This window comes from Saltatorellus ferox (assembly GCA_007751475.1).
Classification (GTDB): domain Bacteria; phylum Planctomycetota; class UBA1135; order UBA1135.
Genome location: CP036434.1, coordinates 7258845 through 7283108 on the forward strand (window position 1 = coordinate 7258845; position 24264 = coordinate 7283108).

A 24264-nucleotide genomic window follows, 5' to 3' on the forward strand; every position below is an offset into this window, starting at 1 on the left:
GAGGTCCGAGGTCCGAGGTCTGAGCCCGACACCTGCGCCAGACAAGTCCGACATCTGCCCAGCTCGCCCGTGCGGGCGAGCGCTCCAGCGGGTAGCACCGAAATCGTCAGCGCGAAACCTCAGCCCACGCGTTCGACGCTTCGCGCGAACGGCAGGCAGTCCGTGTCGGGAAGTCGGCATCGGCAAGTCGGCGGCGGGCGGGACTGCTGCCAATGCATCGAATGCCGAACCGTCCTATCGCTGTGACAGCGCGCAGTATCTCTGGCATTTCCTCTGACGAGGAAATAGCGGTTACACCGCGTGGCGCTCGCCGCGCAGGCGTCCTCGCCGGACGGGCGCCCTCGCCGGGCGGGCGTCCTCGCCGGACGGGCGCCCTCGCCGGGCGGGCCGCGAGGGCGAGCCTCGCGCGGGCGGCTCAGCCCCCTGCGGGGCCCGAGGTGCGGCCGGGGCGGCCTGCGGCCGCCATGAAGCCGATCGGGGAGACGGATGGGAGATCACAGGTAGATCCTGCGGGACAGTTCTGTTCTACTTGGAGCGTTTGGCCCGGCCCGCGCACGCTGCGAGCCCGGCTGCCCTGATTTCGACTTCCAGCACCAGGTCCGGCACCGGGCCCGCTCCAGCCTCTCCCCCAAGCCCCATGCCGCGTCGAGACGACATCAAGTCGATCCTCATCATTGGAAGCGGACCGATCGTGATCGGTCAGGCCTGCGAATTCGACTACTCCGGGACCCAGGCGTGCAAGGCGCTTCGCGAAGAGGGCTATCGGGTGATCCTGGTGAACTCCAACCCGGCCACCATCATGACGGACCCGGAGATGGCCGACGCGACCTACGTCGAGCCCATCACGCCGGAGATCGTCGAGAAGATCCTCGAGAAGGAGCGGCCCGACGCCATCCTTCCCACCCTCGGCGGCCAGACCGCTCTCAACACCGCGCTCGCCCTCCACGATCGCGGTGTTTTCGAAAAACTGGGGATCGAGATGCTCGGCGCGAACGCGGACGTGATTCGCAAGGCCGAGGACCGCGATCTCTTCCGGGCCGCCATGACCAACGCGGGCCTGGAGTCGGCCCAGTCCGGCATCGCCCACGACATGGACGACGCGCGCCGGGCCCTCGCCCAGCTCGGCCTGCCCTGCGTCATCCGCCCCGCCTTCACCATGGGCGGCGCGGGCGGCGGCATCGCCTACAACGTCGAGGAGTTCGAGGAGATCGTGGCGCGCGGCCTCTCGCTGTCGATGAACTCCGAGGTCCTGATCGAGGAATCGCTCCTCGGCTGGAAGGAGTTCGAGATGGAGGTCATGCGCGACGGTAAAGACAACGTCGTGATCATTTGCGCCATCGAGAACATCGACCCGATGGGCGTACACACGGGCGATTCCATCACGGTCGCTCCGGCCCAGACGCTGACCGATCGCGAGTACCAGGCGCTCCGCAACGCCTCGATCACGATCATGCGCGAGATCGGCGTCGAATGCGGCGGCTCGAACTGCCAGTTCGCCATCGACCCGAAGAGCGGCCGCATCATCGTCATCGAGATGAACCCGCGCGTCTCGCGGTCGTCGGCGCTCGCCTCGAAGGCGACCGGCTTCCCGATCGCGAAGTTCGCCGCCAAGCTCGCCGTCGGGTACACGCTCGACGAACTCACGAACGACATCACGAAGAAAACGCCCGCGTGCTTCGAGCCGACGATCGACTACGTCGTGACGAAGATCCCGCGCTTCGCTTTCGAGAAGTTCCCGAGCGCCGACGCGACGCTCACGACGCAGATGAAAAGCGTCGGGGAGACGATGGCGATCGGTCGAACGATGAAGGAGTCGTTCCAGAAAGCGCTGCGCGGCCTGGAGACCGGGCTCACCGGCTTCAGCGGCTACACGAGCAGCCGAATCGAGGCGCTCGAACCACCCTCCAAGGAGGTGCTGTCCCGCAACCTGCGCGTCCCCAACGCCGAGCGTATGGTGCACATCCGCACCGCGTTCCGATCGGGCTGGAGCCTCGACCAGATCCACGAGGCGACGAACATCGATCCGTGGTTCCTCGAGATGATGCGCCAGCTCGTGGAGTTCGAGCAGGAAATGTCGGGCGCGTTGCTGGACGAGCCGCTGCTGCGCAAGGCCAAGCAGTACGGCTTCAGCGACATCCAGATCGCCCGTGCGGTCGGCACGACCGCCGAGGCCATCCGCGACGCGCGGAAGGAGATGGGCGTGATGCCCGTCTACAAGCTCGTCGACACGTGCGCGGCCGAGTTCGAGGCCGCGACGCCGTACTACTACTCGACCTACGAGGACGAGACGGAGACGCGCCAGACGGGAGCTGAGAAGATCATGATCCTCGGCGGCGGACCCAACCGGATCGGCCAGGGCATCGAGTTCGACTACTGCTGCGTCCACGCCGCCTACGCGGCGCAGGAACTCGGGTACGAGGCCGTGATGGTCAACTCGAACCCCGAAACGGTCTCCACGGACTACGACACGTCGGATCACCTGTTCTTCGAGCCGCTGACCCACGAAGACGTGATGAACATCGTCGAGGAGATCAAGCCCAAGGGGATCATTGTGCAGTTCGGCGGACAGACGCCGCTCAACCTCGCGGCGGGCCTCGAGAAGGCGGGCGCGCCGCTCATCGGCACTTCGGTCAACTCGATCGACATGGCCGAGGACCGAGAGCGCTTCCAGGTCATGCTGGAGAAGCTCGGACTGCGCCAGCCGCCGAACGGCATCGCGAAGAGCGTCGCGGACGCGTTCAAGATCGCGCGCGCCATCGGCTACCCCGTGCTCGTCAGGCCGAGCTACGTGCTCGGCGGCCGCGCCATGGAGATTGTCTACGACGACGAGGCGCTCGACCGCTACATGCGGAACGCCGTGGATGCGTCGCCCGACAAGCCCATCCTCGTGGACAAGTTCCTGGAGGACGCGATCGAGGTGGACGTCGACTGCATCGCCGACCACGAGCGCGTCGTGCTCGGCGGCATCATGGAGCACATCGAAGAGGCCGGGATCCACTCCGGCGACTCTTCCTGTGTGATTCCGCCGTATTCGCTGTCCGAGGAGATCCAGCAGGAGATCAGCGACGCGACGAAGGCGATGGCCCGCGAGCTGGGCGTGATCGGACTGATGAACGTGCAGTACGCCATCAAGGGCGACCAGGTGTACGTCATCGAGGTCAACCCACGCGCGTCGCGAACGGTTCCGTTCGTCTCCAAGGCGATCAACGTGCCGCTGGCGAAGCTGGCCGCCAAGGTGATGTGCGGGTCCACGCTGGCGGACCTCGGCTTCACCGAAGAAGTGGCGCCGAAGATGTACTGCGTGAAGGCCCCGGTCTTCCCGTTCAACAAGTTCCCGGGCACCGACATGCTGCTGTCGCCGGAGATGCGCTCGACCGGCGAGGTCATGGGGATCGACACGGACCTCGGCTGCGCGTTTGCCAAGGCGTACGAGGCCGCGGGCATGCGTCTGCCGCTCCGCGGCAGCATCCTCGTCACGGTCAAGGAATCGGACAAGCGGGCGATCGTCTCGGAGGCGCGTACGCTGAGCAGCCTCGGGTACCAGCTCCTCGCCACGGGCGGCACATGGCGAACGATCCGTGCGGCGGGCATTCCCGTCGAGCGCATCAACAAGCTGCACGAGGGCCGTCCCCACATCGTGGACGCCCTCAAGAACGGCGAGATCGACATGGTCTTCAACACGCCCTCTGGCAAGGCGACCCGCCACGACGATACGTACATTCGCTCCACCGCGATCACCCAGGGACTGCCCTGCGTGACCACGCTGGCCGGAATCCGCGCCGTCGTCAGTGCGCTGGAGGCTCTGCACCGCGGCGGCCTCACGGTTCGCTCGCTTCAGGAGATCAACGGAGTCGCGCGTCCCGCAGCAGCGAGCCGGGCGCCCGTCGCCTGAGCCTGACCGGGCGAGCGCTCCCGAGGGAGCGCTCGCTCCTGAATCCCCCGGCATGGAGCCCAGCCCACCCAAGCACCTCATCTTCGTCCACGGCAGGTCGACCAAACCGTCGCGGAAGGAGAAGGAGCGCCTGGTACGCGCGGCGCTCCTGCGGGGGGTAGAGCGTAACGACCGGGCGGCGGCGGAGAAGATCCGCAGCGGCAAGGTCAAGTTCACGCTCGCTTACTTCGGCGACGTGAACAACCGCCTCCTGCGCCGCAGCGGGACCGATGCGTGGAAGTGGATGGCGAAGAAGGATCCCGACCACGGGAACGCCCTGTGCGAGGACGGCGCCTACTACGACGATGCGCTCGCGAAGGCGCTCGCCCGCCCGACGGAAGCGTTCACCCGAACGGACTACCGCGAGTGGCTCGGCAAGGTGAAGGACTTCCGCGCGATCGACGAGATCGCCAGCGTCGCGAGCGGCGTGGCGAACTTCCTGGGGCTCAGCGACGAACTCGTGCGAAGGACCTCGCCGGACATGGCGGCGTACCTCACGCGCCGAACCGTGGGCTCCGAGATCCGAACGCGAGTCCAGGAGCCGCTGCGAGAGGCCCTTTCCCAGGGCCACGACGTCTGCCTGCTGGCCCACTCCATGGGCTGCCTCGTCGCCTACGACGTGCTCTGGAAGTTCTCGCGTCTCTCGGAGTATCGCCGCCTCCGCGGGAAAGAGGTGTCGCTCTGGTTGACGCTCGGCAATCCGCTGGGCGACCCGGGCGTGCGCAGCAACCTCTACGACGCCCACGAACCCGAGGAGTCACGATTCCCGGAGAACATCATCGACACCTGGATCAACATGTCGGCGCACGATGACTTCATCTGCCACGACTCCGACATCGCCGACGACTTCCGCGATATGAAGCGGCGCGGCTACGTCCGGCGGATCCTCGATCGGCCGAAGATCTACACGTTCTGGGAGGGTTCGGGCGGAGCCAACCCGCACAAGCTCTACGCCTACCTGAACCATCCAGCGGTCGGCGCGGAGATCGCGCGCTGGATCCACGCTTGAAGTACCGCTCGGCGTTCATCACGGGGGCGACCTCGGGGCTCGGTCGAGCGATGGCGCTCGAACTCGGCCGGCGAGGTACGTTCATCCATGCCCTCGGCAGGCGGTCCGAACGGCTCGATGAGCTGATCGCAGAGCTCCCCCATGGCGGACTCGCCCACGTCGTCGACGTGACCGATCATGCGGCGCTTCGTGGGGCGATGGGGCTCGCCGATACGCATGGCGCCTCCGGACCCCTCGACCTCGTGATCGCCAACGCCGGTATCGCCGAGAACGGAATCGAGTCGCGCGACGCAGCCGACGCGGCGGCCCAGGTGCTGGCCGTCAATGCCGCGGCCGCTGCCGCGACGCTGGAGTTCGGAAAGGAGTTCATGCGTCAACGGGGCGTCGGGCACCTCTGCGCGATCTCCAGCCTCGCGGGGACACGCGGCCTACCGGGAGCTCCGGCGTACTGCGCGAGCAAGGCCGCCCTGTCGACCTACGTGGAGGCCATGCGGTTCGGGCTTGCCCGTACCGGCCTTTCGATCACCGACGTGCAGCCTGGATTCATCAAGACCCCGATGACGGATCGGAATCGTTTTCCGATGCCCTTCCTGATGGAGATCGAGGAGGCGACCCGTCGAACGGTGGACGCCCTCGAGCGAACGAGGCCCCCGTCGATCCTGCGCTATCCGCGGCGACTGGCGTGGCCACTTCGTCTGGCCGCAGGAATCCTTCCTGGTTGGGCGTGGCAGAGGGCCCTGGGGGAGAAGTAGCGCAGACCATGGGCGCGGAGTCCCGATGCGGGTCACCCCTGGGGTCGCTGGGTAGCTCCAACCGATTCGGGTTTACCCCAATGCCCCTACCAGGTCGAAGAAGAGCGTGTGGTCGGCCCCCCGTCGGTGAGCCGCAGCTTTCCCATGAGTCCAGAGAATCGCTCGCGCGCAACGCCCATCTACCGATCATCCTCCGGCATGTGGGCGCTGCCCGGTGCAGCCGCAATCGTCGCCACCAGCCTCGGCGCCTCGTCGGCCTGGGTGGCCGCATCGGCCCTTCTGGGCGGAGGCGTCGCCGGATGGATCGCCCGTCGTTCGCGGCGCGATACCCCACCGATCGATATCCAGCGTCGGGCGCTCATTGCGGAGTCGACCACGCTGGGCGTGGTCATGACGGACCGAAATGGCGTCGTCGAGTGGGCCAACGAGGGCTTCGCCCGGCTCAGCGGATACCGGCCCGAGGAGCTGATCGGCACGAAGCCTGGCAAGGTCCTCCAGTGCGAAAAGAGTGACCCGAAGACCATTCAGGCGATCGGCCAGGCCCTCCGCGCGGGCCAATCGTTCAGCGGCGAGATCTGGAACCGAACGAAGCAGGGCAGGGACTACATCATCTCCATCGAGATCCAGCCGCTTCACGACCACGACGGCGAACTCCTCGGCTTCGTCGCCCTCGAACTGGATGTCACGGAGCAACGCCAGATGGAGAACGAGCTCGGCGTCAGTGAAAGGCGCATGCGAGACCTCGTCGAGAAGACGAACTTGATCGTCTGGGAGTACGAGCCTGAGCACGACAGGTTCCGCTATATCTCTCCGCAGGCCGAACGGCTTGGTTTCGAGACGCAGCGCTGGTACGAGCCTGGTTTCTTCTCCGAAGTGATCCACGAAGACGACCGAGAAAGGACGCTATGCGCCTGCGCGGAAGCGACGAAACGAGAGGAGGATCACGAGCTGACCTATCGGATGCGCTGCAAGGACGGAAGCATCGTCTGGATCCGCGACATGGTACGCGTCACCCGGGAGGCCAGTGGCTCGGTCCTATTGCGGGGTGTCTTCATCGACATCACGGAGCAGAAAGAAACGGAGCTCGAACTCGAGGCCGTCTCGGAGTCTGCGCGAGTCGAGGCCGAGCGCGCCGACCTCGCCTTCGCCGGGGCCTCGATCGGACTCTGGGACTGGCGACCGCAGTCGGACCAACTCATCGTGAATGCTTGCTGGGCCGAGATGATCGGGGCCAGCCTGGAAGAGCTCAAGGGCCAGACGTCGGACTGGCTGGATCGCCTGCATCCAGAGGATGCCGAAATGACCCGAGCCGCCCTCGACGACCATTTCGAGGGAAAGGTGGCGATCTACGAAGCCACCTTCCGCGCACGTCACAGGGACGGTCACTGGGTCTGGACGAGGGCGCGCGGGAAGGTCGTCGAGCGCGACGAGGCGGGCGCACCTGTTCGGATGGTCGGCATCCAGATGGATGAAACACACGTCGTCGAACGCGAGCGGGAGCTCGAGCGCCTCCGCCTCGACGCGGAGGCTGCGAACCGCTCCAAGTCCGAGTTCCTCGCGAACATGAGCCACGAGATTCGCACGCCCTTGACGGCGATCCTCGGCTACGCCGACCTGCTCCACGACGATGGAGACATCTCCCGCGCGCCCGAGAGACGAGTCGAAATGATCGAGACGATCCGGAGCGCGGGGCAGCACCTCCTGACCGTGATCAACGACATCCTCGACCTTTCGAAGATCGAGGCGGAGAGACTCACGATCGATCCCGTGGAGTCGGACATCGTGGATCTGATCAACGGGGTGGCCAGCCTCGCTCGATCGCAGGCAGAGGGCAAGGGAGTCCAGCTCGATATCGTTCTCGAGGGGCCGATTCCGTGCAGGGCGCGCATCGACCCGACCCGTGTGCGTCAGGTCATGGTCAACCTCCTCGGCAACGCAGCGAAGTTCACCGAGGCCGGCAGCATCCAGCTTCGGGTCGCTTCGCCGCGCTTGAATTCACTGCGCATCGAGGTCGAGGACACCGGGCCCGGAATCGATCGCGCCGGCGTTGACAAGCTCTTCCAGCCGTTCAGCCAGGCGGACGGAACGGTCACCCGCCGGTTCGGTGGCAGCGGGCTTGGCCTGTCGATCTCGAGAAGGCTTGCGGAACTCATGGGAGGAAGCGTCACGCTTCTGTGGACGGTGCTCGGAGAAGGCTCCTGCTTTGCCCTGGAAGTTCCCGTGGAGGTCGCCGAAGGCTCCGCCACGTTCGAATCGCTGGAAGACGCCGTCTCCAGCGCCGAAACCAAGGTGAAGGCCACCCCGGCGCTCAACCTCGAAGGCTCTATCCTGCTCGTCGAGGACGGCCCCGTGAATCAGCGCCTCATCGGCTCGATCCTCAAGCGCGCCGGCGCCAGGGTCACGATCGCGGGCCACGGCCAGGAGGCTCTCGACGAAATCTCGGCCGCCAGCGGTCGCGGCGAGCCTTTCGATGTCGTCCTCAGCGACATGCAGATGCCGGTGATGGACGGCTACACGCTCGCCCGGACGCTGAAGACCCGGCTGCCCGAGCTGCCGGTCATCGCCCTCACGGCGCACGCCATGGCAGAGGACGAGCAGCGCTGCATGGACGCCGGCTGCGTGGGCTACGCGACGAAGCCCATCGATCGCGAAGAACTCCTGTCGATCTGTCAACGGTTCATGGTCGCCTCGAGACAGAGTCGAAAGGCGGGTTAGGATGCGTGCATGCTCAACCTTGGCGTGCACCACTCCCGCATCACGGAACTGTTTCCCGCCCCCACGTCACGCGCGGACTGGGAACGCTACGTGCTCCCGGAGAGCGCGATTGCGGAGTTCGAGCGACAGGGCTTCATCCAGGGCGTGCGGCTCCTCTCCGACGCGCAGGTCGATGCCCTGAACGGCGAGCTACGGGAGCTCATGTCGCCGGGCTGCAGCGGGGCCGAGCACTTCTACGAGTACCACGCGAACGAATCCGAAGACCCGGATGCCGTCCTGTTCCACGCACTTGGCGCATGGCGGGTTCGGCCCGGCTTCCACGATCTGCTCTGGTGCCCGGCGTTCCTGATGGCGGCCTACCAGCTCCTCGGCGCGCCCGTGCGCCTCTTCCACGATCAGCTGTTCGCCAAGCCGCCGCACCACGGCGGCGTGGTCGCCTGGCACCAGGACTACTCGTACTGGACGTGGACGCAGCCGATCGCGCACTTGACGGCCTGGATCGCGCTCGATGACGTCGACGAGTCGAACGGCTGCCTGCACTACGTGCCCTGCAGTCATCGCTGGGGCCTTCTCGAAAAGACGGGCTTGACCGGTGACATGGACTCCGTGCGCAGCGCGCTGGATGCGGATCAGGTCCGGGCATTCGACCAGCGCGTCCCCGTGGTGATGAAGCGCGGCCATGCCAGCTTCCACCATCCGCTCACCATGCACGGAAGCTACGGGAACCGGTCGGACCGGCCGCGCCGAGCCACCGTGATCAACGTGCTGGCAGACGGCGTTCTGTCGAGCGCCTCGGAGACCTCGTTTCCGGGCACGACTCGCTACCCAAAGGTGCCCTCGGGTCAACCGATGGGTGGAGAGGGGTACCCGCTGCTCCTGGATCCTGGGGCTTCGTTCGCCGGCTGGCTGGACTCGATCCCGCGGGCGACCCGGTAGGTCAGGTAGGCCAGGTAGGTCGCCTTCGAACTCGCGCGCTGGCGGTCCGCCAGCCCGGCCCGTCAACCCGGCTCGTCGTCCGACACGACGCTCTGAAGACGGGTCAGCGCGCGGACGTAACGGGCGCTGGCGGCCTGGGGCGAGATCTGAAGCAGCGTGGCGACCTCGGTGTTCGAGAGCTGCTCGAAGTGGCGCAGCACCAGCACCTCCCGGTCCATGGCCGACATCCCTTCGAGCGCCTCCTGAACCCTGGCGTGCTCCTCACCCGCGACCGCCGCCCGCGACGGCGTGCCGCCCGACTCGGCGAGCCAGACGCTCGCCACGGAGTACGAGCTCGCACCGGGACCGGACTGCACGGAGAGCGGCACCTCCCTGTCGGCAGCGCGCGCCTCGACGCCGAGGTGGCTGCGGTGGAACTGGAGGAGCTTCTGCCCCACCAGGAAGCGAACCCAGAGAAAGAACGGCATCTTCTTCTCGGGCTCTTCCTCGAGGTAGCGGGGCAGCCGCCGTGCGATCTCCACGAAGGTCTCCTGGAGGACGTCCGACGTGTCGAATCGTCCCTTCAGACGGGAGTCCATCCGGATCGAAACCATCCGGGCGAGGCGGGACCGGTACGACTCCAGGAGTGGCCCGACGGCGGCCAAGTCGCCGCCTCTGGCTTGCTCCAGGGCGGCCCGGAGGGCTGGATCTTCGTCTACATCGTCCATCTGAACCAAGTGTACGAGGCCAGGGGCTCATGGCGTGGTGGCGGTCTGATAGTCTGCTCCGATTAAGTGACGCCCTGACTGCGGGGCGTTCGATCAGCACCCCCGCCAAAGCGCCCTGGAGCACCCCCATATGAGGCTCGGAATCCCCGTCGAGACCTATCCGCTGGAACAGCGCGTCGCAGCGTCGCCCGCCGCCGTCGAGCGCTACCGCAAGCTCGGATTCGAGGTCGCCGTCGCCCGCAACGCGGGCGCGGACGCCAGCTTCCCCGACAGCGCCTACGAGGCCGTCGGGGCGACGATCGTCGACCAGGCCGAGGCCTTCGGCGGCGTCGACGTCGTGCTCAAGGTACGGGCGCCCAGGCTCGACGCCGAGGGCGGAAGCGAGGTCGACCTCATCCGGGAGGGCGCCACGCTCATTTCCTTCGTGGCACCGGCCCAGAACGAGGACCTCCTGAAGGCCTTCTGCGCGCGAAACCTGACCGTGCTCGCCATGGACCAGGTGCCGCGGATCACCCGGGCTCAGTCCATGGACGCGCTCAGCTCCATGGCCAACATCGCGGGCTACCGAGCGGTGGTCGAGGCGTCGAACGAGTTCGGCAGCTTCTTCACCGGCCAGTTCACGGCGGCGGGCAAGGTCCCGCCCGCCAAGGTGCTCGTGATCGGCGCGGGCGTCGCGGGTCTCGCCGCGATCGGCGCGGCGCGCGGGCTCGGCGCCATCATCCGCGCGTTCGACACGCGCGAGTCGGTGCGGGACCAGATCAAGAGCCTCGGGGGCGAGTTCCTCACGGTCGAGATCGAGGAGTCGGGCGACGGCGGCGGCGGCTACGCCAAGGTCATGAGCCCCGAGTTCATCGAGGCCGAGATGGCGCTCTTCCGCGAGCAGGCAAAGGACATCGACATCGTCATCACGACGGCGCTGATCCCCGGCAAGAAGGCGCCGCTGCTCTGGACCCGGGACATGATCGAGATCATGAAGCCCGGTTCGGTGGTCGTGGACCTCGCGGCCGAGAACGGCGGCAACTGCGAGGTCACCGTGGCGGACCAGAAAGTCGTGGTCGACGGCGTGACGGTAATCGGCTACACGGACCTGACGAGCCGGATGGCGAACGTCGCCAGCGACCTGTACGGCACGAACCTCGCGCACCTGCTCAAGGAGCTGGGCGGCGCGGAAGGCTGGAACGTGGACCACGAGAACGAAGTGCTGCGCGGCGCGCTCGTGGCGGAGAAGGGCGAGGTGATGTGGCCGGCGCCGAAGGTCGAGCCAAAGGCTGCGCCCGCGCCCGCCGCGACTCAGCCGCCTGCGAAGCCCGCAGCCACGCCCCAGGCAGCGTCCCCAAAGGCAGCAACCGCTGCGGCCACCGGGGGCTCGCCACCCATCTTCAGCCAGAAGGCGATCGCCATCGGGGCCGCCCTGGCCCTTCTCTGGGTCGTGCTGCGCTTCACCTCCGGCACCACCGGCGCGACCGCCGCCTCGATCTTCGTCCAGCACCTCACGGTGTTCGTCCTCGCCTGCTTCGTCGGCTGGCAGGTCATCTGGAGCGTCACCGCGGCCCTCCACACGCCGCTCATGAGCGTCACCAACGCCATCAGCGGCATCATCGTGATCGGCGGCATTCTGATGGGAATGAAGAACGTCGATAGTGGTGCAGCCACCTTCATCGGTGCTCTCGCCGTGCTCTTTGCCACGATCAACATCGTCGGCGGTTTCCAGGTCACGCGGCGCATGCTGCGAATGTTCCACAAGTAGGCCCCGCCTCTTCTCTTCCATGGAATACGCACTCGTATCCGTCGCCTACCTGACTTCGGCGGTTCTGTTCATCCTCAGCCTGCGCGGGCTATCCAGCCAGGATTCGGCCAGGCGCGGCAACGCCTACGGCATGATCGGCATGGGGATCGCGATCTTCGCGACCTTGACCCGAAGCGGCATGGACAGCTACTGGATGATCCTGGTCGCTCTCGTGATCGGATCCGTCATCGGCCAGCGCATGGCGGGCTCCGTCGCCATGACGGCCATGCCAGAGCTCGTCGCGCTGCTGCACAGCTTCGTCGGTGTGGCTGCTGTGCTCGTCGGCTTCGCCACCTACCTCGCCTCGTCCCACGGCGGCACGATCTTCGAGATCGAGATCTTCGTCGACGTCTTCATCGGCGCGATCACCGCCGCCGGCTCGGTCGTCGCCTACCTGAAGCTCAAGGGCTCGCTCAGCGGCAAGCCTCTGCTGCTCCCCTCGCGCCACATGCTGAACCTCGGCCTGGTCGGCGTTTGCGTGCTCCTCGCGATTCCCTTCGTCGCAGCGACCGAGCCCGTCCCGGTGAGCGTGATCGCCCTCGTGGGCGTGACGGTCCTCGCCCTCGGCCTCGGCGCCCACCTCGTGGCCGCCATCGGTGGCGCCGACATGCCGGTCGTCGTGTCGATGCTGAACAGCTACTCCGGCTGGACGGCCTCGGCCGCGGGTTTCATGCTCGGCAACGACCTTCTGATCGTGGTCGGCGCGCTCGTCGGCAGCAGCGGCTTGATCCTCAGCATCATCATGTGCCGGGCGATGAACCGCTCGATCGTGAGCGTGATCTTCGGCGGGTTCGGCGGTGAGCCGGTGGCCAAGCCGGGTGGCGCGGAAGCCGCCCAGCCCGAGGGCGACATCCAGGAGACCGACGTCACCGAGGTGGTCGAGCGGCTCCTCTCCGCCAGGAACGTCATCATCGTCCCGGGCTACGGCATGGCGGTCGCACGCGCCCAGCACAAGGTCCAGGAGATGGCACAGATCCTGAAGGACGCAGGCGTACGCTTGCGCTTCGCGATCCACCCGGTCGCGGGCCGTCTCCCGGGCCACATGAACGTGCTCCTGGCGGAGGCGAACGTGCCTTACGACATCGTGCTGGAGATGGACGAGATCAACGCGGACTTCGGGGACACCGACGTCGTGCTCGTCATCGGCGCCAACGACATCGTGAACCCGAGCGCGGAGACGGATGCGTCCAGCCCGATCTACGGGATGCCGGTCCTCCAAGCGTGGCTCTCGAAGTTCGTGGTGGTGATGAAGCGCGGCCGCTCGACGGGCTACGCGGGCGTCGACAACCCGCTCTTCTACCACGAGAGCGCCCACATGCTGTTCGGCGACGCGAGCGCCTCCATGGACGGCATCGTGGCCGAGCTGCGGGCGAAGTCCGCCGTCGCGGTCGGCTAATCGGAGACCACGATCGGGCACGGGTACTTCGGCTCGAGCCCGTCGCCCGAGGTCTTCCCCGTGAGGCTTCGGCCGATCCACGGCACGAAGTGGCGCGTCCACCAGCCGAGCTCGGTCCCGGCGCGCGCCGCGAGAGACCGCCGCTCGGCCGGACCGAGCGGCTCCTCCCACCCGCCGTGGCCGACGAGCCCGATCGCCTCGGCCAGCGCCGCCGCCATCCGCTCGTGACCCAGTGAATTGGCGTGGATCCGGTCCTCGCTCCAGAGCCTCGGGTCGCTGGTCACCGGCGCCGCCGCGAAGTCGACCAGGAGGGACCCCGTCGCGGCCGAGCACCCGCGGATCCGCTCGTTCATCCGGAGCACCCGCCCGCGCACGAAGCGGGCCAGCGGCATCACCGGCGTCAGATCCGGCAGCGTGAAGCTGAGCACCGCGCTGCCGGCGTCCCGTAGCGACCGCTGCATCGCCTCGAAGTCCGCCGCGAACCGCTCCTCGTCGAACCGCCCCGCCGTCACGTCGTTCGTGCCGACGAAGAGCGTCGCGAAGTCCGGCGCGAGCGCCAGCGCGGGCGCCAGCTGCTCCTCCAGCACCTCGCGCGTACTGCGACCCCGCACGGCAAGATTCGCGTACTCCAGCGGCGCCGCCTGGCCTCGGGCGATGTGCAGCGCGAGCCGCTCGGACCAGCCGCGGTACCCGCCGCGCCCGTTCGGATCGTCGAGGCCCTCGGTCGAGCTGTCCCCGAGGGCGATGTAGCGCCGGAACGGCCTCCCTGGAGCGTCCAAGAAATCAGTGGAGAGGCGTGACGCCCTTCTTCAGCACGATGTTGCCGTACTTGCGAAGCTCGCCCGTCATCACGACGGCGAACGCGCCCTTCGTCCGCTCGTAGAACGCATGGCGCTCGACGCGCGTGACCTCCGGAGCACCCGGAGCATGTCGCTCGATCGCCGCGCGGTAGTCCTCTTCGACCGCAGGGTCGAGCTGGTCGCCCTCCACCACGGCCATCATGATCAGTGGATCCGGCACATAGGCGTCCAGTTCGAAGAGCGGCAGGATGGCGTCCAGGAGCGGCGCGATCGGCACGCCGTCCGCCCGAAGCACGAGACGCCCGAAGGACGCGCCCGGAAAATGCGCGTCCGCGAGGACGATCTCATCCCCGTGCCCCATGCGGCAGAGGGTGGCCAGGAGTCGAGGCGAGAGGAGCGGAGAGATTCCCTTGAGCATGGGGCCAAGGGTACAGCATCCGCTCCCTCGGGCGGTCCACTACAGGATCTTGAACGTGGCCACCGCGGTCTCGCCGCCGACCACCTCGACCTCGACCTCATCGGGGTCCGCGGACAACACCTCGCCGTTGGCCGATTGAAGGGTCACCGTCCACTTCCCGGCTCCCAGGGAATCGACCGTCGTCGAGTCCGCGCGCAGCAGCTCGACCTTCGGCGGCCCGCCGCGGCCGAACGTCTTCCTGCGCAGCATCGCCAGGACCGGCCCGGTTCGGCCCTCGACCTCGATGCGAATCGAGCCTGCCTTCGTAAACCGCAGGTCGACGTCCGACTCGACGCCGCCTTCCCCGACGCGGAACCGCTCGGACTTCACCGCGTCGTAGCCCTTGGCAGTCGCCGTTACCTCGAGGTCGACGCCATGGACCACGCCCCGCAGACGATAGCGGCCTTCCGCGTCGGTGGTGGTGGGCTCCACCTCGTCTTCGCCGGAGGTCATCATGACGCCCGCACCACCGCCGGAGTCGCTCGAGATCATCACCATGCTGACGGCGGTGCGGCGCGGAGCGCCCTCCACAGGAGCGCGCTGGGCCTCGACCTTCGCGCCCGCGAGCGGCTCGCCGTGCTCGTCGAAGGCACGCCCCGTCACCTCCGTGACCGAGAGGTCGAGCTCGACCTTCTGCTCGCCGCCTTCGATGGTGATCGGCATCGAGTAGGGCATCGCGCGGGTGGGATGCTCGACCACGAACTGGTAGTCACCGGCCTCGACGTCGATGATCCGAAACTCTCCGCGCGCATCCGACGTGGTGTTCGGTGAACCAGCGCCCCCGAACATCATCAGGCCGGCCAGCGGGCCGTCGTCGCCTGCCTTCTCGAGCTTGAGCTTCGCGCTCCCCAGCGCCTTGCCACGCTCGGTCACCGTGCCCACGAGAACACCGATGGCGGGAGCCTCCAGCGCCACGTTCACGACCTCGCCGGGGAGAATGGTCACGGACGTCCAGGGCCTGTCCGAGTCGTCCCCATCCTTCGAGTCCATGCCAGGGATTCGCACCCGCGGCATGAAGACGGAGGAGCTGCCGCGCTGACCGAGACGCACGAGGTGCTCGCCCGCCCGCAGCCCGGAGATCTCGGCCACGCCGTCCGAACCGGTGCGCTCGGTCTGGCGATCCTCCTCGTCCCGATCGTCGTCCTTGAACTCGAAGGCGTAGCCGCTCGCCGGTGTCCCGGAGGGGTCGAGCGCGACGACGCGAAGGCCGCCGCCTTCGGCGAGGCGGACCTCCTGCTCGTAGACGGTCAGCTGCTCCGGGAGCGTGAACGGCCCGAGCTTCGAAGGCGCGTATCGCTCATCCTGGACGGCCAGCAGGAACGTACCGCCTGCGCTGGCGTCGAGGGAGCAAACCCCCATCGCGTCCGTTCGGCCGCTCTGGAGCGCATCGGGGTCGAACGCCATGAAATCGTCGTCCTCGTCGTCGCGACCGATGCTCGCGGAGATCCTGACGCTACCGAAGAGCTCTCCTTCTGGCGGTGAGAGAAGCGTGACGGTCGCGCCTTCGACCGGCTTGCCCGTCGCATCCTCCACCACGGTCACCCGCACCGAGGGTCTGGCTTCGAGCACGATCTGCCCGAGGTCGACCTGGTCGTCCGGATAGATCATCAGTCCCTTGGCCTCCCACTTCTGGAATCCCTGGGCGACCAGCGCGAACTGGAGCACCTGCCCATCCGCCTGGGGCCAGAGCCCGGTCACGACGCATCGGCCGGTCGCTTCGTCCTTCTCGGCATCCTCCCGTCGCTGGGGGTAATCGAAGCCCGCCTCGATGCGGTCAGGAACGTGCGGCGCTCCGTTCCCATCGACCACGGTGAAGCGAACGGACGCGCCGAGGCTGAAGGGCACCTGCACCGTGGCGCCCGTCCCTTCCTTCGGAACCCAAACTGCCACCGAGACGCTTCGGCGTTTCCCTTCCCCGAACGTGCGCTGGCCTTTCCGCAAATAAACCTGGTACGGAGCACCGGCGGCGAGCCCGCGGAGTTCGAACGTGCCGTCAGGCCCGACGGCCGCAGAACGTCCGGTCTCGGGACCCGTATGGAAGCGGAAGCCCTGATCGGCTCCGTCGCGTGGCACCGCCTCGGCGAACAGGTCGGCCGTCCCTGCCGGAACGCCGACCGCGGCCCCGCGGATCACGCCGCCCGGATCCATGACGATGCGAAGATCGGAGACCGTCTCGCCCGCTCGCTCCGTCTGACCTTTGAGGGTGGCCGGAGGATGCTCGGGGTGACTGAAGTGGAATTCGTAGGCGCCCGGGGCCTGACGAAGAATCTCGAAGTAGCCGCTCGGATCCGACTTGGCCACGGTTTCGCCCTTCCCGAGGATCGTGATGCCGTCCGAAGCCTCCGGGGCGCGCGTGACACTGGCGCCTGCGATCCCGTTGTCGTCGAGGTCCACGACGCGGCCGCGCAGAATCACGCCCTGGGCGACTCGAACCTCACCGACGTCCTCCGTGGTGTCGGATGCGACGTTCACCGAGGCGGAGTAGGGCGCGAAACCATCGGCCTCGACCGTCAGCCGCATCGCGCCTGCACGGGTCGAGACCGAGAATCGGCCGTCCACGTCGGTGATGCCCGTGCCCTCGCCGGAGACCTTGGAGCTGTTTCGAAGCTCCGAGAAGAGGTCGTCCAGGTTGCGACGCTTCAGAGCCACCGACGCGCCAGCGAGTGGAGCGCCTTGCCCGTCGGTCACGCGGCCGATGACGGTCCCACGTTCGTTCGCTCGTGCCGCATCGGCGTCCGCTTGGGTCTGGGAAGACGCCGGAGAGTCGCCTGCCTTCGAGCCAACGGACATGACCTTCCGATCGCTTTCCTCCGCCCGATTCGTCGGAGCGCTCATCGTGTCCAGCCCCGCGGGCGAGGCCTCGTCCACCTGGCGAGTCTCCGAACGCGACACCTGCACCGGGGAATGCACGCCTGAGCCGTGATCGTTCGATCCCAGCACGAAGTACGCGGCCGCCGCGAGCGCGGCGATCAGAACGAGGAGGTAGGCAGCTTTGTTCATCTTCGAGTCTCCCGGGAAGGCAGCGCAAGACCAGAGGGATCCGCACCCCGGCACTCTACGACTACCTCGGTAGTCCCGCGAGCCCTAATCTGGTTTGAGACCTGTGAGACTTCTTCCGCCATCGGGCGCCGCTCTGGCGACACCCTGGGGGGGCGCAGGTGCTACTCTCGGGCCCGAACTGCCCGCGCTGCGACTCCTATGCTTTTCACCAGCAACGTCTTCCTCTACTACTTCCTGCCGCTGGTGCTGGGGCTCTACTATGGCTCTCCCCGGTCATGGAGATCGTGGATCCTCGCCATCGCCAGCTACTTCTTCTACGGCTGGTGGCGCCCGGACTTCGTGGCGCTCATGTGGTTTTCGACCGTGGTCGACTACTCCTGCGGCCTGGGAATCGGTCGCGATCGCGGGCGCCCCGGGGCCACCGAGAAGGCGGGCAAACGCTGGGTCATCCTGTCCTGCTGCGTCAACCTCGGGCTCCTGGCGTACTTCAAATACGCGAACTTCGGCATCGATACGCTGAACGCGATCCTGGTGGCGAATGGCCACGGTGCCGTCGAGTGGACGAAGGTGATTTTGCCGGTCGGCATCTCCTTCTACACGTTCCAGACCCTCAGCTACACGGTCGACGTCTACCGCCGGGACGCGGAGCCGGTCCGCCAGTTCCGGGACTTCGCCTGCTACGTCGCGCTGTTCCCCCAGCTCGTCGCCGGCCCCATCGTCCGCTACCGGTCCATCGCCGAGCAGCTGAAGGAACGCGCCCACACCTGGACCGGCTTCTCCACCGGCGTCCTGATCTTCCAGGCCGGTCTCGCCAAGAAGGTCCTCTTGGCCGACACGTTCGCCCAGGCCGCCGACCAGGGCTTTGCCCTGGCGAACCCGACGACCCTGGAAGCGTGGGTCGCGGCACTCAGCTACACCTTCCAGATCTACTTCGACTTCTCGGGCTACTCCGATATGGCGATCGGGCTGGGGCTGCTCTTCGGCTTCCGCTTCCCGATCAACTTCAATCGGCCGTACATCTCGAAGAGCATCACGGAGTTCTGGCGGCGCTGGCACATCACGCTGTCATCGTTCCTGCGCGACTACCTGTACATCCCGCTGGGCGGCAACCGCAAGGGGCCGATACGCACGTACATCAACCTCGCCCTGACCATGCTGCTCGGCGGGCTCTGGCACGGCGCCGCGTGGACCTTCATCGCCTGGGGAGCGTACCAGGGCTTCTGGCTCGTCCTGGAGCGCCTCTCGGGCCGCCGATCGCTCTACGCGATGCTGCCAGGCGTCCTCCAGAACGCGGTCACCTTCGTGATCATCGTCGTGGGCTGGGTCTTCTTCCGCGCCGCCTCGATCCCGGAAGCGCTCCGGTTCCTGGGCGCCATGGCGGGCCAGAGCACCCAGAAAGTCTCGACGCTCTTCATCGAGTGGAGCGACCTCCAGACCATTGCCTACGTGGTCGGACCGATCGTTCTGTTCGGCTTCACCACGACCCAGGAGCACGCCAAGGCGCCGAAGACGTGGTGGACGCTCACCGTGTTCGTGCTCTTCCTGATGTCGCTGCTGCACCTGCACCGCGCCTCGAACATCCCGTTCCTCTACTTCCAGTTCTGATCCAGCCGAGCCGTGGGAGACGTACTGATCCAACCCGACGTGGGCTCCGGAAGGGTCCGTGCGCAGCGCTTCGTCGCGGGCGCTTTCCTCGCCGTGATCATCGCCACAGGGGCGGCCGAAGTGATCTTCCCGCCCCCGCGGGTGGTGCTCCTCGGTCAGGAAAAGCGGGACTTCGACGAGGCCGCAAAGCAGAAGGATTTCTGGGACGGCTCACTGGCCCAATCCCTGGAGACGGATTTTCGCCTCCAGGGGCGGGTACGGCGGCTTCTCGCACCGTACTGGTCAGCGCTGATGCTGAACCTGGGCGACACGCCCGACGATGAACTCATCGTCGGAAAGGATGGCTGGCTCTTCCTCCGCGCGCGCGTGGAGCTGAGACCCGCTCGCATGGACAGGGGTCGGGAGCTGCTCGCCAACCTCTACAGCCTGGTGCGCCGATCCTTCGCGTCGGAGAACGTCGAGTTCCTGTGCGTCCCCATCCCACGCAAGGCGTCGATCTGCGCCGAGAAGCTGCCGGACGGAATCGACGGCGACATGGCTTACGACCGTTCCGTGGTCGAGGCGTTCGAAGCGCGCGGCATCCACACGATCGACCTGATTCCGCACCTCGAGACGCTACCGGCCCACGGCCGATACCTGCGGCACGACACGCACTGGGCGCTGCCAGCGCGACTGGAAACGGCCGAACAGATCAAGCGCCAGGCACCCGAGCTACCGCGGGGAGAGTTTGCCGAAGGGTTCTCCCACACCTACGGTGCCGATCACTTTCCCAGCGGCCTTCTGGCCTTCGCGGGTATCGATCTTCGCCACCCGGCCAAGGAGTACTTCCAGGGCGCGCCGGATCGAGAGCTGAAGCTCGTTCCAGCCGGCGCTGAAGAGAAGATAGACGCCCACGAGATCCCCTCCGACGTGCTCTACGTGGGTTCGAGCTTCAGCGCCGGATTCTGGATGCGAGCGATCCTCTGCGAGGCGCTCCAATCAGCCGTGGTGGACGGCAGTGAGTTCGGGCAGCAGCCCCTCTATTCGCTTCACAAGCGCCTGACCTCGGAGAGGCGCACCTGGACTCCACGGTACGTCGTCTCGGAAGTTCCGATCTATCAGGCCGTCGACGTGACGCGACTGACGACGCCGACGACCCGAAGCGCGCTGGGCATCGCGATGCTGATGAACTACGCCGAGCGCGTCCAGGAGATCCCCGACGGGTACTTCGATGCGCCCAAGACCCGAACGCCTGCCGTGGGCAGCCCCTTGGTTCAGCACATGCAGGGCACGCTCCTCTCCAGTGGCGATGGAGTGCTCGGGCTTGGACTCGTCTTCGATGGAGAGTCACGGTCCAGGTGGCAGTTCTCCACCTCTGGCACGGCCATCGAGCTCGCCGCGAGAAAGGGCCAGCTGGAGCGAGTCCTGCCGATCTGCGAGACCACTCCCGGCATCGCAGGCTTCGCCTGGCTCAGCCCGCTCTCGAAGGAGTCCCTGGGCACATCCGTCAAAACACGGATCGTGACGACCGCTGACCTGGCCGGAGGCTGGAAGTTTCGCGGGGAGACGCGCGGAGACCGCGCCTGGGAGGCCACGCCCCGGAGAGCTATCGCCGCATGCGACAGCCTCGCGCTGCGCTGGGACGAATTCGTCAGCGGCTCGATCGAAGTTCGGGCGACTGGTACTGACAGGGCGGGCATCGCAGTCGAGCGAGTCTGGAGCTTTCCGGACGCCTCCCACGCTCGCTTCCTCATCGTCACGCTGGGCCTCTTCGAAGGAGGGATCCTGGAGAGGATCGATCTGACCGGCGGCGGGACCCACGTCGAGGGCACGATCGCTGGTTTGATAGGATCTAGCTGAGAACCATGTCCCTCACCAAGGAGCTCATCGAGCTGCCCGCGGCCGACCCGGGGCGCAAGCGCTGGGTGGCGGCGCTGACGGTGATCGTCTCGCTCGGCGTTCTATCCGGCACCGGCGCGGTGGAAGTCCTGATGCCGCCCAGCAAGCGAATGCTGATCGGGGAGGAGAAGGAGCAAGCAGAGCGCGCCGCCAGGGACACTAGCTGGTGGGACGGGAGCCGAGCTCGCTCCATCGAGACCGACTTCCGACTCAGGGGCAGAGTTCGTCGCGAGGTGGCTCCGTACTGGGGCCTCTTCATGCTGGCCCTCGGCGACGTACCGAGCCGGGCCCTCGTGGTCGGAAAGAACGGCCACCTTTTCTACCGCGAGCGCATTGCGCGGGATCCATCCAAGGAGACGGACGGCGCCCGTCTTCTCGCCAAGGTCTTCGGGGCGATCGACCGATGCCTCGCGGCCCGTGGAAGCAAACTGATCGTCGTGCCGCTCCCACGCAAGGTCGTGGCTGATCAGGCGATGCTTCCGAAGGGACTCGAGTTCTGGCCCGAGTACGATCGCTTCGTCATCGACACCTTCAAGAGCAGCGGTATCCGTACGGTCGACCTGCTACCGCGCTGGACCGCTCCGGGCGCCGAGTCCATCTACCTGCGGCACGACAGCCACTGGGCGAGAGCGGGCGTCGTGACGTTCGCCGACGAGGTGGCGCACCAGGTCCCGGACCTGCCGCGGAACACTGCGACCATCGAGTACGTCGACGGGCCCCCCAACATGACGATCGGAGTGCTCACGCACGCGGGGATCCTTCCGCGACATCCCTCGCACGAGTGGGCCAACCCCCAGGTGGAACCGGCGTTCTTTCTTCTTCCGCCGGGACGCGAGCAGCGCATCGACTCGGGGAAGGAACCGGCGGAGATCCTGCTCGCTGGCTCCAGCTTCTGCGACGGGTTCTTCGCGAGGGCGATCCTCGCCTACCAGCTGCAGGCTCCGGTGATCGACGCCAGCCTGAGGGGGCGATTGCCCGTCTACTCGCTCAGCGAAGGGATCCGCGTGCGCGAGCCGGACCAGCTTCCACGCTTCCTCATCGCGGAGTTCCCGATTCACCAGGCCGAAGCGATCCGGCCCGGCGCCGAGTCGACCATGCGGGCTTGCTTCACGATCCTGAACCACCTCTACAGGGCCGACATCTCGAGACCGCTTCCCGCGGACCTGTTTCCGGGAGCCGCCAAGGAGACGCCGCGCCTGAATCGGCCGCTCATCCATTATCCACCGGGAACGCTCCTCTCGAGCGGCGACGGCATCCTCGCGATCCGCGTCGATTTCGAGAGCGAGGCGATGACCCAGTGGCGGCTCTCCTGTAGCGGTATGTCTCTCTCGATCCGCGTGCCCCCGGGTCGCCACACGAGGATCCTCCCCGTCTTCGAGTCCGACGATCCAGCGGGATCGTTCTGGCTCGCACCGGTGAATGAGCCCGCGCTCGGCGCAGGCGTGACGGCCACCGTCGTGACGGACGTCGGCCTGTCGTCCCTGCGCCCCCTGGCCTTGACCTCCCCTGAGACCAGCATCCACCGGCATTCGGGCCCTACTTATCTGCATCGCCACGACGCTCTTCTCCTCCAGTGGGAAGAGCCGACGAAGGGCCCTTTCGTCGTGGAAGCCAGCGGCCGCGACTTCGAGGGCAAGAAGGCCGCTCGCCGCTGGTCCTTCGAAAGATCGGAGGGGGCCCGCGCGGCCGCGTTCACGCTGGGGCACCTCGCCCTCGGTCACCTGGACCTCGTCACGGTGACCGGGCCAGAAGGACCCGTCACCCTCCACCTCGGCTCTCTCGTCCCACCCGTTCCCGGCACCCTGCCCGCTCCCCAGGGCCCGAAGACGCCAAGGTGAACGGGGAGCACCAGGTTGGCGCCGAAGTTCGCCTCCGAAAAGCGCGGGGTCGTGAGACGCCAGTGGTCGGGCTCGAGAGTTCCGTCCAAGGTTCGGCAACGCAGCTACGGAGCGAAACAGGCGAAACTAATGCGACGATCTTTTGATTCTGGGCACTAGTACCCTGCGGCAAAAGTTCGTCGAATTAGTTTTACAGTGCCGCTACTTGGCCTTGCTGCCGCGTTTCGCCTTCTCGGCGCGGAGCGCGCCAACCTTCGCGGTGTAGCGCTTCAGGCTGTCGAGGATCTGGTCAGCTGTCTTCTTCCAAACGAATGGTCTGGGATCCGAGTTGTGATCATCGAGAAATACGCGGATGTCCTTCTCGAGCGCAGTGACGGACTGGTGATTGCCTCGCTTCGTCACGCGGCGTTCGACGATCGAGAAGAAGCTCTCCACGAGATTGAGCCATGACGAGCTTGTCGGGGTGAAGTGCATGTGGAAGCGCGGGTGACGCAGGAGCCATCGCTTGACCTCAGGGGTCTTGTGCGTGGCGTAGTTGTCCAAGACGAGGTGGAGCTCCAGGTCCGCTGGAACGGCGCTGTCGATCTCGCCGAGGAACCTGATGAACTCGCTGGCACGGTGCCGCCTGAAGGTCTTACCAATGACCCGTCCCGTTGCGATATCAAGGGCGGCGAAGAGTGAAGTCGTCCCGTTGCGTGAGTAGGTGGCAGTGCGGCGATCGGGATGCGTCGGCTGCATCGGAAGCAGCGGCTGAGAGCGCTCTAGGGCCTGCATTTGCGACTTCTCGTCGACACAGAGGACCAGTGCGTTGTCCGGTGGCGACATGTACAGCCCGACGACATCGCGGACCTTCTCAACGAAATATGGGTCCTTCGACAGAGAGAAACTCTCCGTACGATGAGGCTGCAACCCGAACGCACGCCAGACCCTCTGCACCGCTGTTGGCGAAACTCCGAGCTGCTCAGCGAGCATCCTGGAGGACCAATGCGTTGCGGCCTTCGGGTCCTTGTGCAGGGTGGTGTCGACGATCTTTTCAACGTCGCGATCCGACACCGAGCGCGGCCTGCCACTGCGGAAGTCGTCCGAGAGGCCGTCGAGCCGAGAGTCAATGAAGCGTTTCCGCCACTTGCCGACGGTTTGATTCGTGATGCCCAGCCGCTCGGCTACCTGGATGTTCTCCAACCCTTTGCCACACTCGAGGATGATGCGCGCGCGCTCCGCAACCACAACGCCGACGTTCCTCCTTCGCGCCAGTCGCTGAAGCTCCGCCTTCTCCTCGGTCGTCAACACCAGTTCCGCCTTCGGTCGTCCCATTGTTCGTGCCATGCTCGCACATACGCATCGGCCTTGAAACGGTGAAAACTATTTCGACGAACTTTTGCCGCAGGGCACTAGTGCCCTGAATCAGAAGTTCGTCGCATTAGTTTCGCCTGTTTCGCTCCGTAGCTGCGTTG

At 66.6% G+C, this 24264-nt stretch carries 15 protein-coding genes; 10 read left to right on the forward strand and 5 right to left on the reverse strand.

Translation table 11 applies throughout. From position 1 onward, the window contains the following. Positions 1–637 precede the first annotated feature (637 nt). From carB to Poly30_RS26350, 5 genes are all read left to right on the forward strand, one after another. Positions 638–3892, forward strand: a complete 3255-nt coding sequence (gene carB, locus Poly30_RS26330) for a carbamoyl-phosphate synthase large subunit (protein ID WP_145204905.1) — start codon at positions 638–640, stop codon at positions 3890–3892. Between the two features lie 52 nt (positions 3893–3944). Next, on the forward strand, positions 3945–4940 hold the full coding sequence (locus Poly30_RS26335; RefSeq protein ID WP_145204908.1) for a hypothetical protein: 996 nt from the start codon (positions 3945–3947) through the stop codon (positions 4938–4940). Beyond that, entirely contained in the window at positions 4937–5692 is a 756-nt protein-coding gene (locus Poly30_RS26340; protein WP_145204911.1) for an SDR family NAD(P)-dependent oxidoreductase, read from the forward strand. Before Poly30_RS26335 ends, Poly30_RS26340 begins: the two co-directional genes overlap by 4 nt. Positions 5693–5836: 144 nt before the next feature. After that, complete coding sequence (locus Poly30_RS26345) at positions 5837–8407, forward strand: PAS domain-containing protein (protein ID WP_145204914.1); 2571 nt, start codon at positions 5837–5839, stop codon at positions 8405–8407. 9 nt (positions 8408–8416) lie between these two features. Further along, on the forward strand, positions 8417–9343 hold the full coding sequence (locus Poly30_RS26350) for a phytanoyl-CoA dioxygenase family protein (RefSeq protein ID WP_145204917.1): 927 nt from the start codon (positions 8417–8419) through the stop codon (positions 9341–9343). Between the two features lie 62 nt (positions 9344–9405). On the opposite strand, the gene Poly30_RS26355 is transcribed toward Poly30_RS26350, so the two are convergent. Then, entirely contained in the window at positions 9406–10050 is a 645-nt protein-coding gene (locus Poly30_RS26355; protein ID WP_145204919.1) for a sigma-70 family RNA polymerase sigma factor, read from the reverse strand. A 130-nt stretch (positions 10051–10180) separates the two neighbouring features. Here Poly30_RS26355 and Poly30_RS26360 point away from each other — a divergent pair, with 130 nt between their 5' ends. After that, the gene (locus Poly30_RS26360; protein WP_145204922.1) at positions 10181–11797 is read left to right on the forward strand and encodes a Re/Si-specific NAD(P)(+) transhydrogenase subunit alpha; all 1617 of its coding nucleotides are present in this window, start codon (positions 10181–10183) and stop codon (positions 11795–11797) included. Positions 11798–11816: 19 nt separating this feature from the next. Then, positions 11817–13232 (forward strand): NAD(P)(+) transhydrogenase (Re/Si-specific) subunit beta, encoded by a 1416-nt coding sequence (locus Poly30_RS26365; protein ID WP_145204924.1) that lies wholly within the window; start codon positions 11817–11819, stop codon positions 13230–13232. Here the strand turns inward: Poly30_RS26365 and Poly30_RS26370 are convergent. Genes Poly30_RS26370 through Poly30_RS26380 form a run of 3 tightly spaced genes read right to left on the reverse strand, consistent with a single transcriptional unit; the run spans position 13229 to position 17489 of the window. Then, on the reverse strand, positions 13229–14011 hold the full coding sequence (locus tag Poly30_RS26370; protein ID WP_145204927.1) for an SGNH/GDSL hydrolase family protein: 783 nt from the start codon (positions 14009–14011) through the stop codon (positions 13229–13231). The genes Poly30_RS26365 and Poly30_RS26370 overlap by 4 nt on opposite strands. A gap of 4 nt (positions 14012–14015) precedes the next feature. Further along, positions 14016–14450, reverse strand: coding sequence for an L-fucose mutarotase (fucU, locus tag Poly30_RS26375; protein ID WP_145204930.1), 435 nt, complete (start codon positions 14448–14450; stop codon positions 14016–14018). Positions 14451–14489: 39 nt separating this feature from the next. After that, on the reverse strand, positions 14490–17489 hold the full coding sequence (locus tag Poly30_RS26380; protein ID WP_145204933.1) for a carboxypeptidase-like regulatory domain-containing protein: 3000 nt from the start codon (positions 17487–17489) through the stop codon (positions 14490–14492). A gap of 198 nt (positions 17490–17687) precedes the next feature. On the opposite strand from Poly30_RS26380, the gene Poly30_RS26385 reads away from it, so the two are divergent. From Poly30_RS26385 to Poly30_RS26395, 3 genes are read left to right on the forward strand one after another with little or no spacing between them, the layout of a single operon-like run. Beyond that, positions 17688–19094, forward strand: coding sequence for an MBOAT family O-acyltransferase (locus Poly30_RS26385; protein ID WP_145204936.1), 1407 nt, complete (start codon positions 17688–17690; stop codon positions 19092–19094). Positions 19095–19106: 12 nt separating this feature from the next. Then, positions 19107–20933 carry an alginate O-acetyltransferase AlgX-related protein gene (locus tag Poly30_RS26390; RefSeq protein ID WP_145204939.1) on the forward strand — a complete coding sequence of 609 codons (1827 nt, stop codon included), beginning with the start codon at positions 19107–19109 and terminating at the stop codon, positions 20931–20933. Between the two features lie 5 nt (positions 20934–20938). Beyond that, the gene (locus Poly30_RS26395; RefSeq protein WP_145204942.1) at positions 20939–22810 is read left to right on the forward strand and encodes an alginate O-acetyltransferase AlgX-related protein; all 1872 of its coding nucleotides are present in this window, start codon (positions 20939–20941) and stop codon (positions 22808–22810) included. A 201-nt stretch (positions 22811–23011) separates the two neighbouring features. On the opposite strand, the gene Poly30_RS26400 is transcribed toward Poly30_RS26395, so the two are convergent. Next, positions 23012–24124 carry an IS630 family transposase gene (locus tag Poly30_RS26400; protein ID WP_145204945.1) on the reverse strand — a complete coding sequence of 371 codons (1113 nt, stop codon included), beginning with the start codon at positions 24122–24124 and terminating at the stop codon, positions 23012–23014. Between the last annotated feature and the right edge of the window lie 140 nt (positions 24125–24264).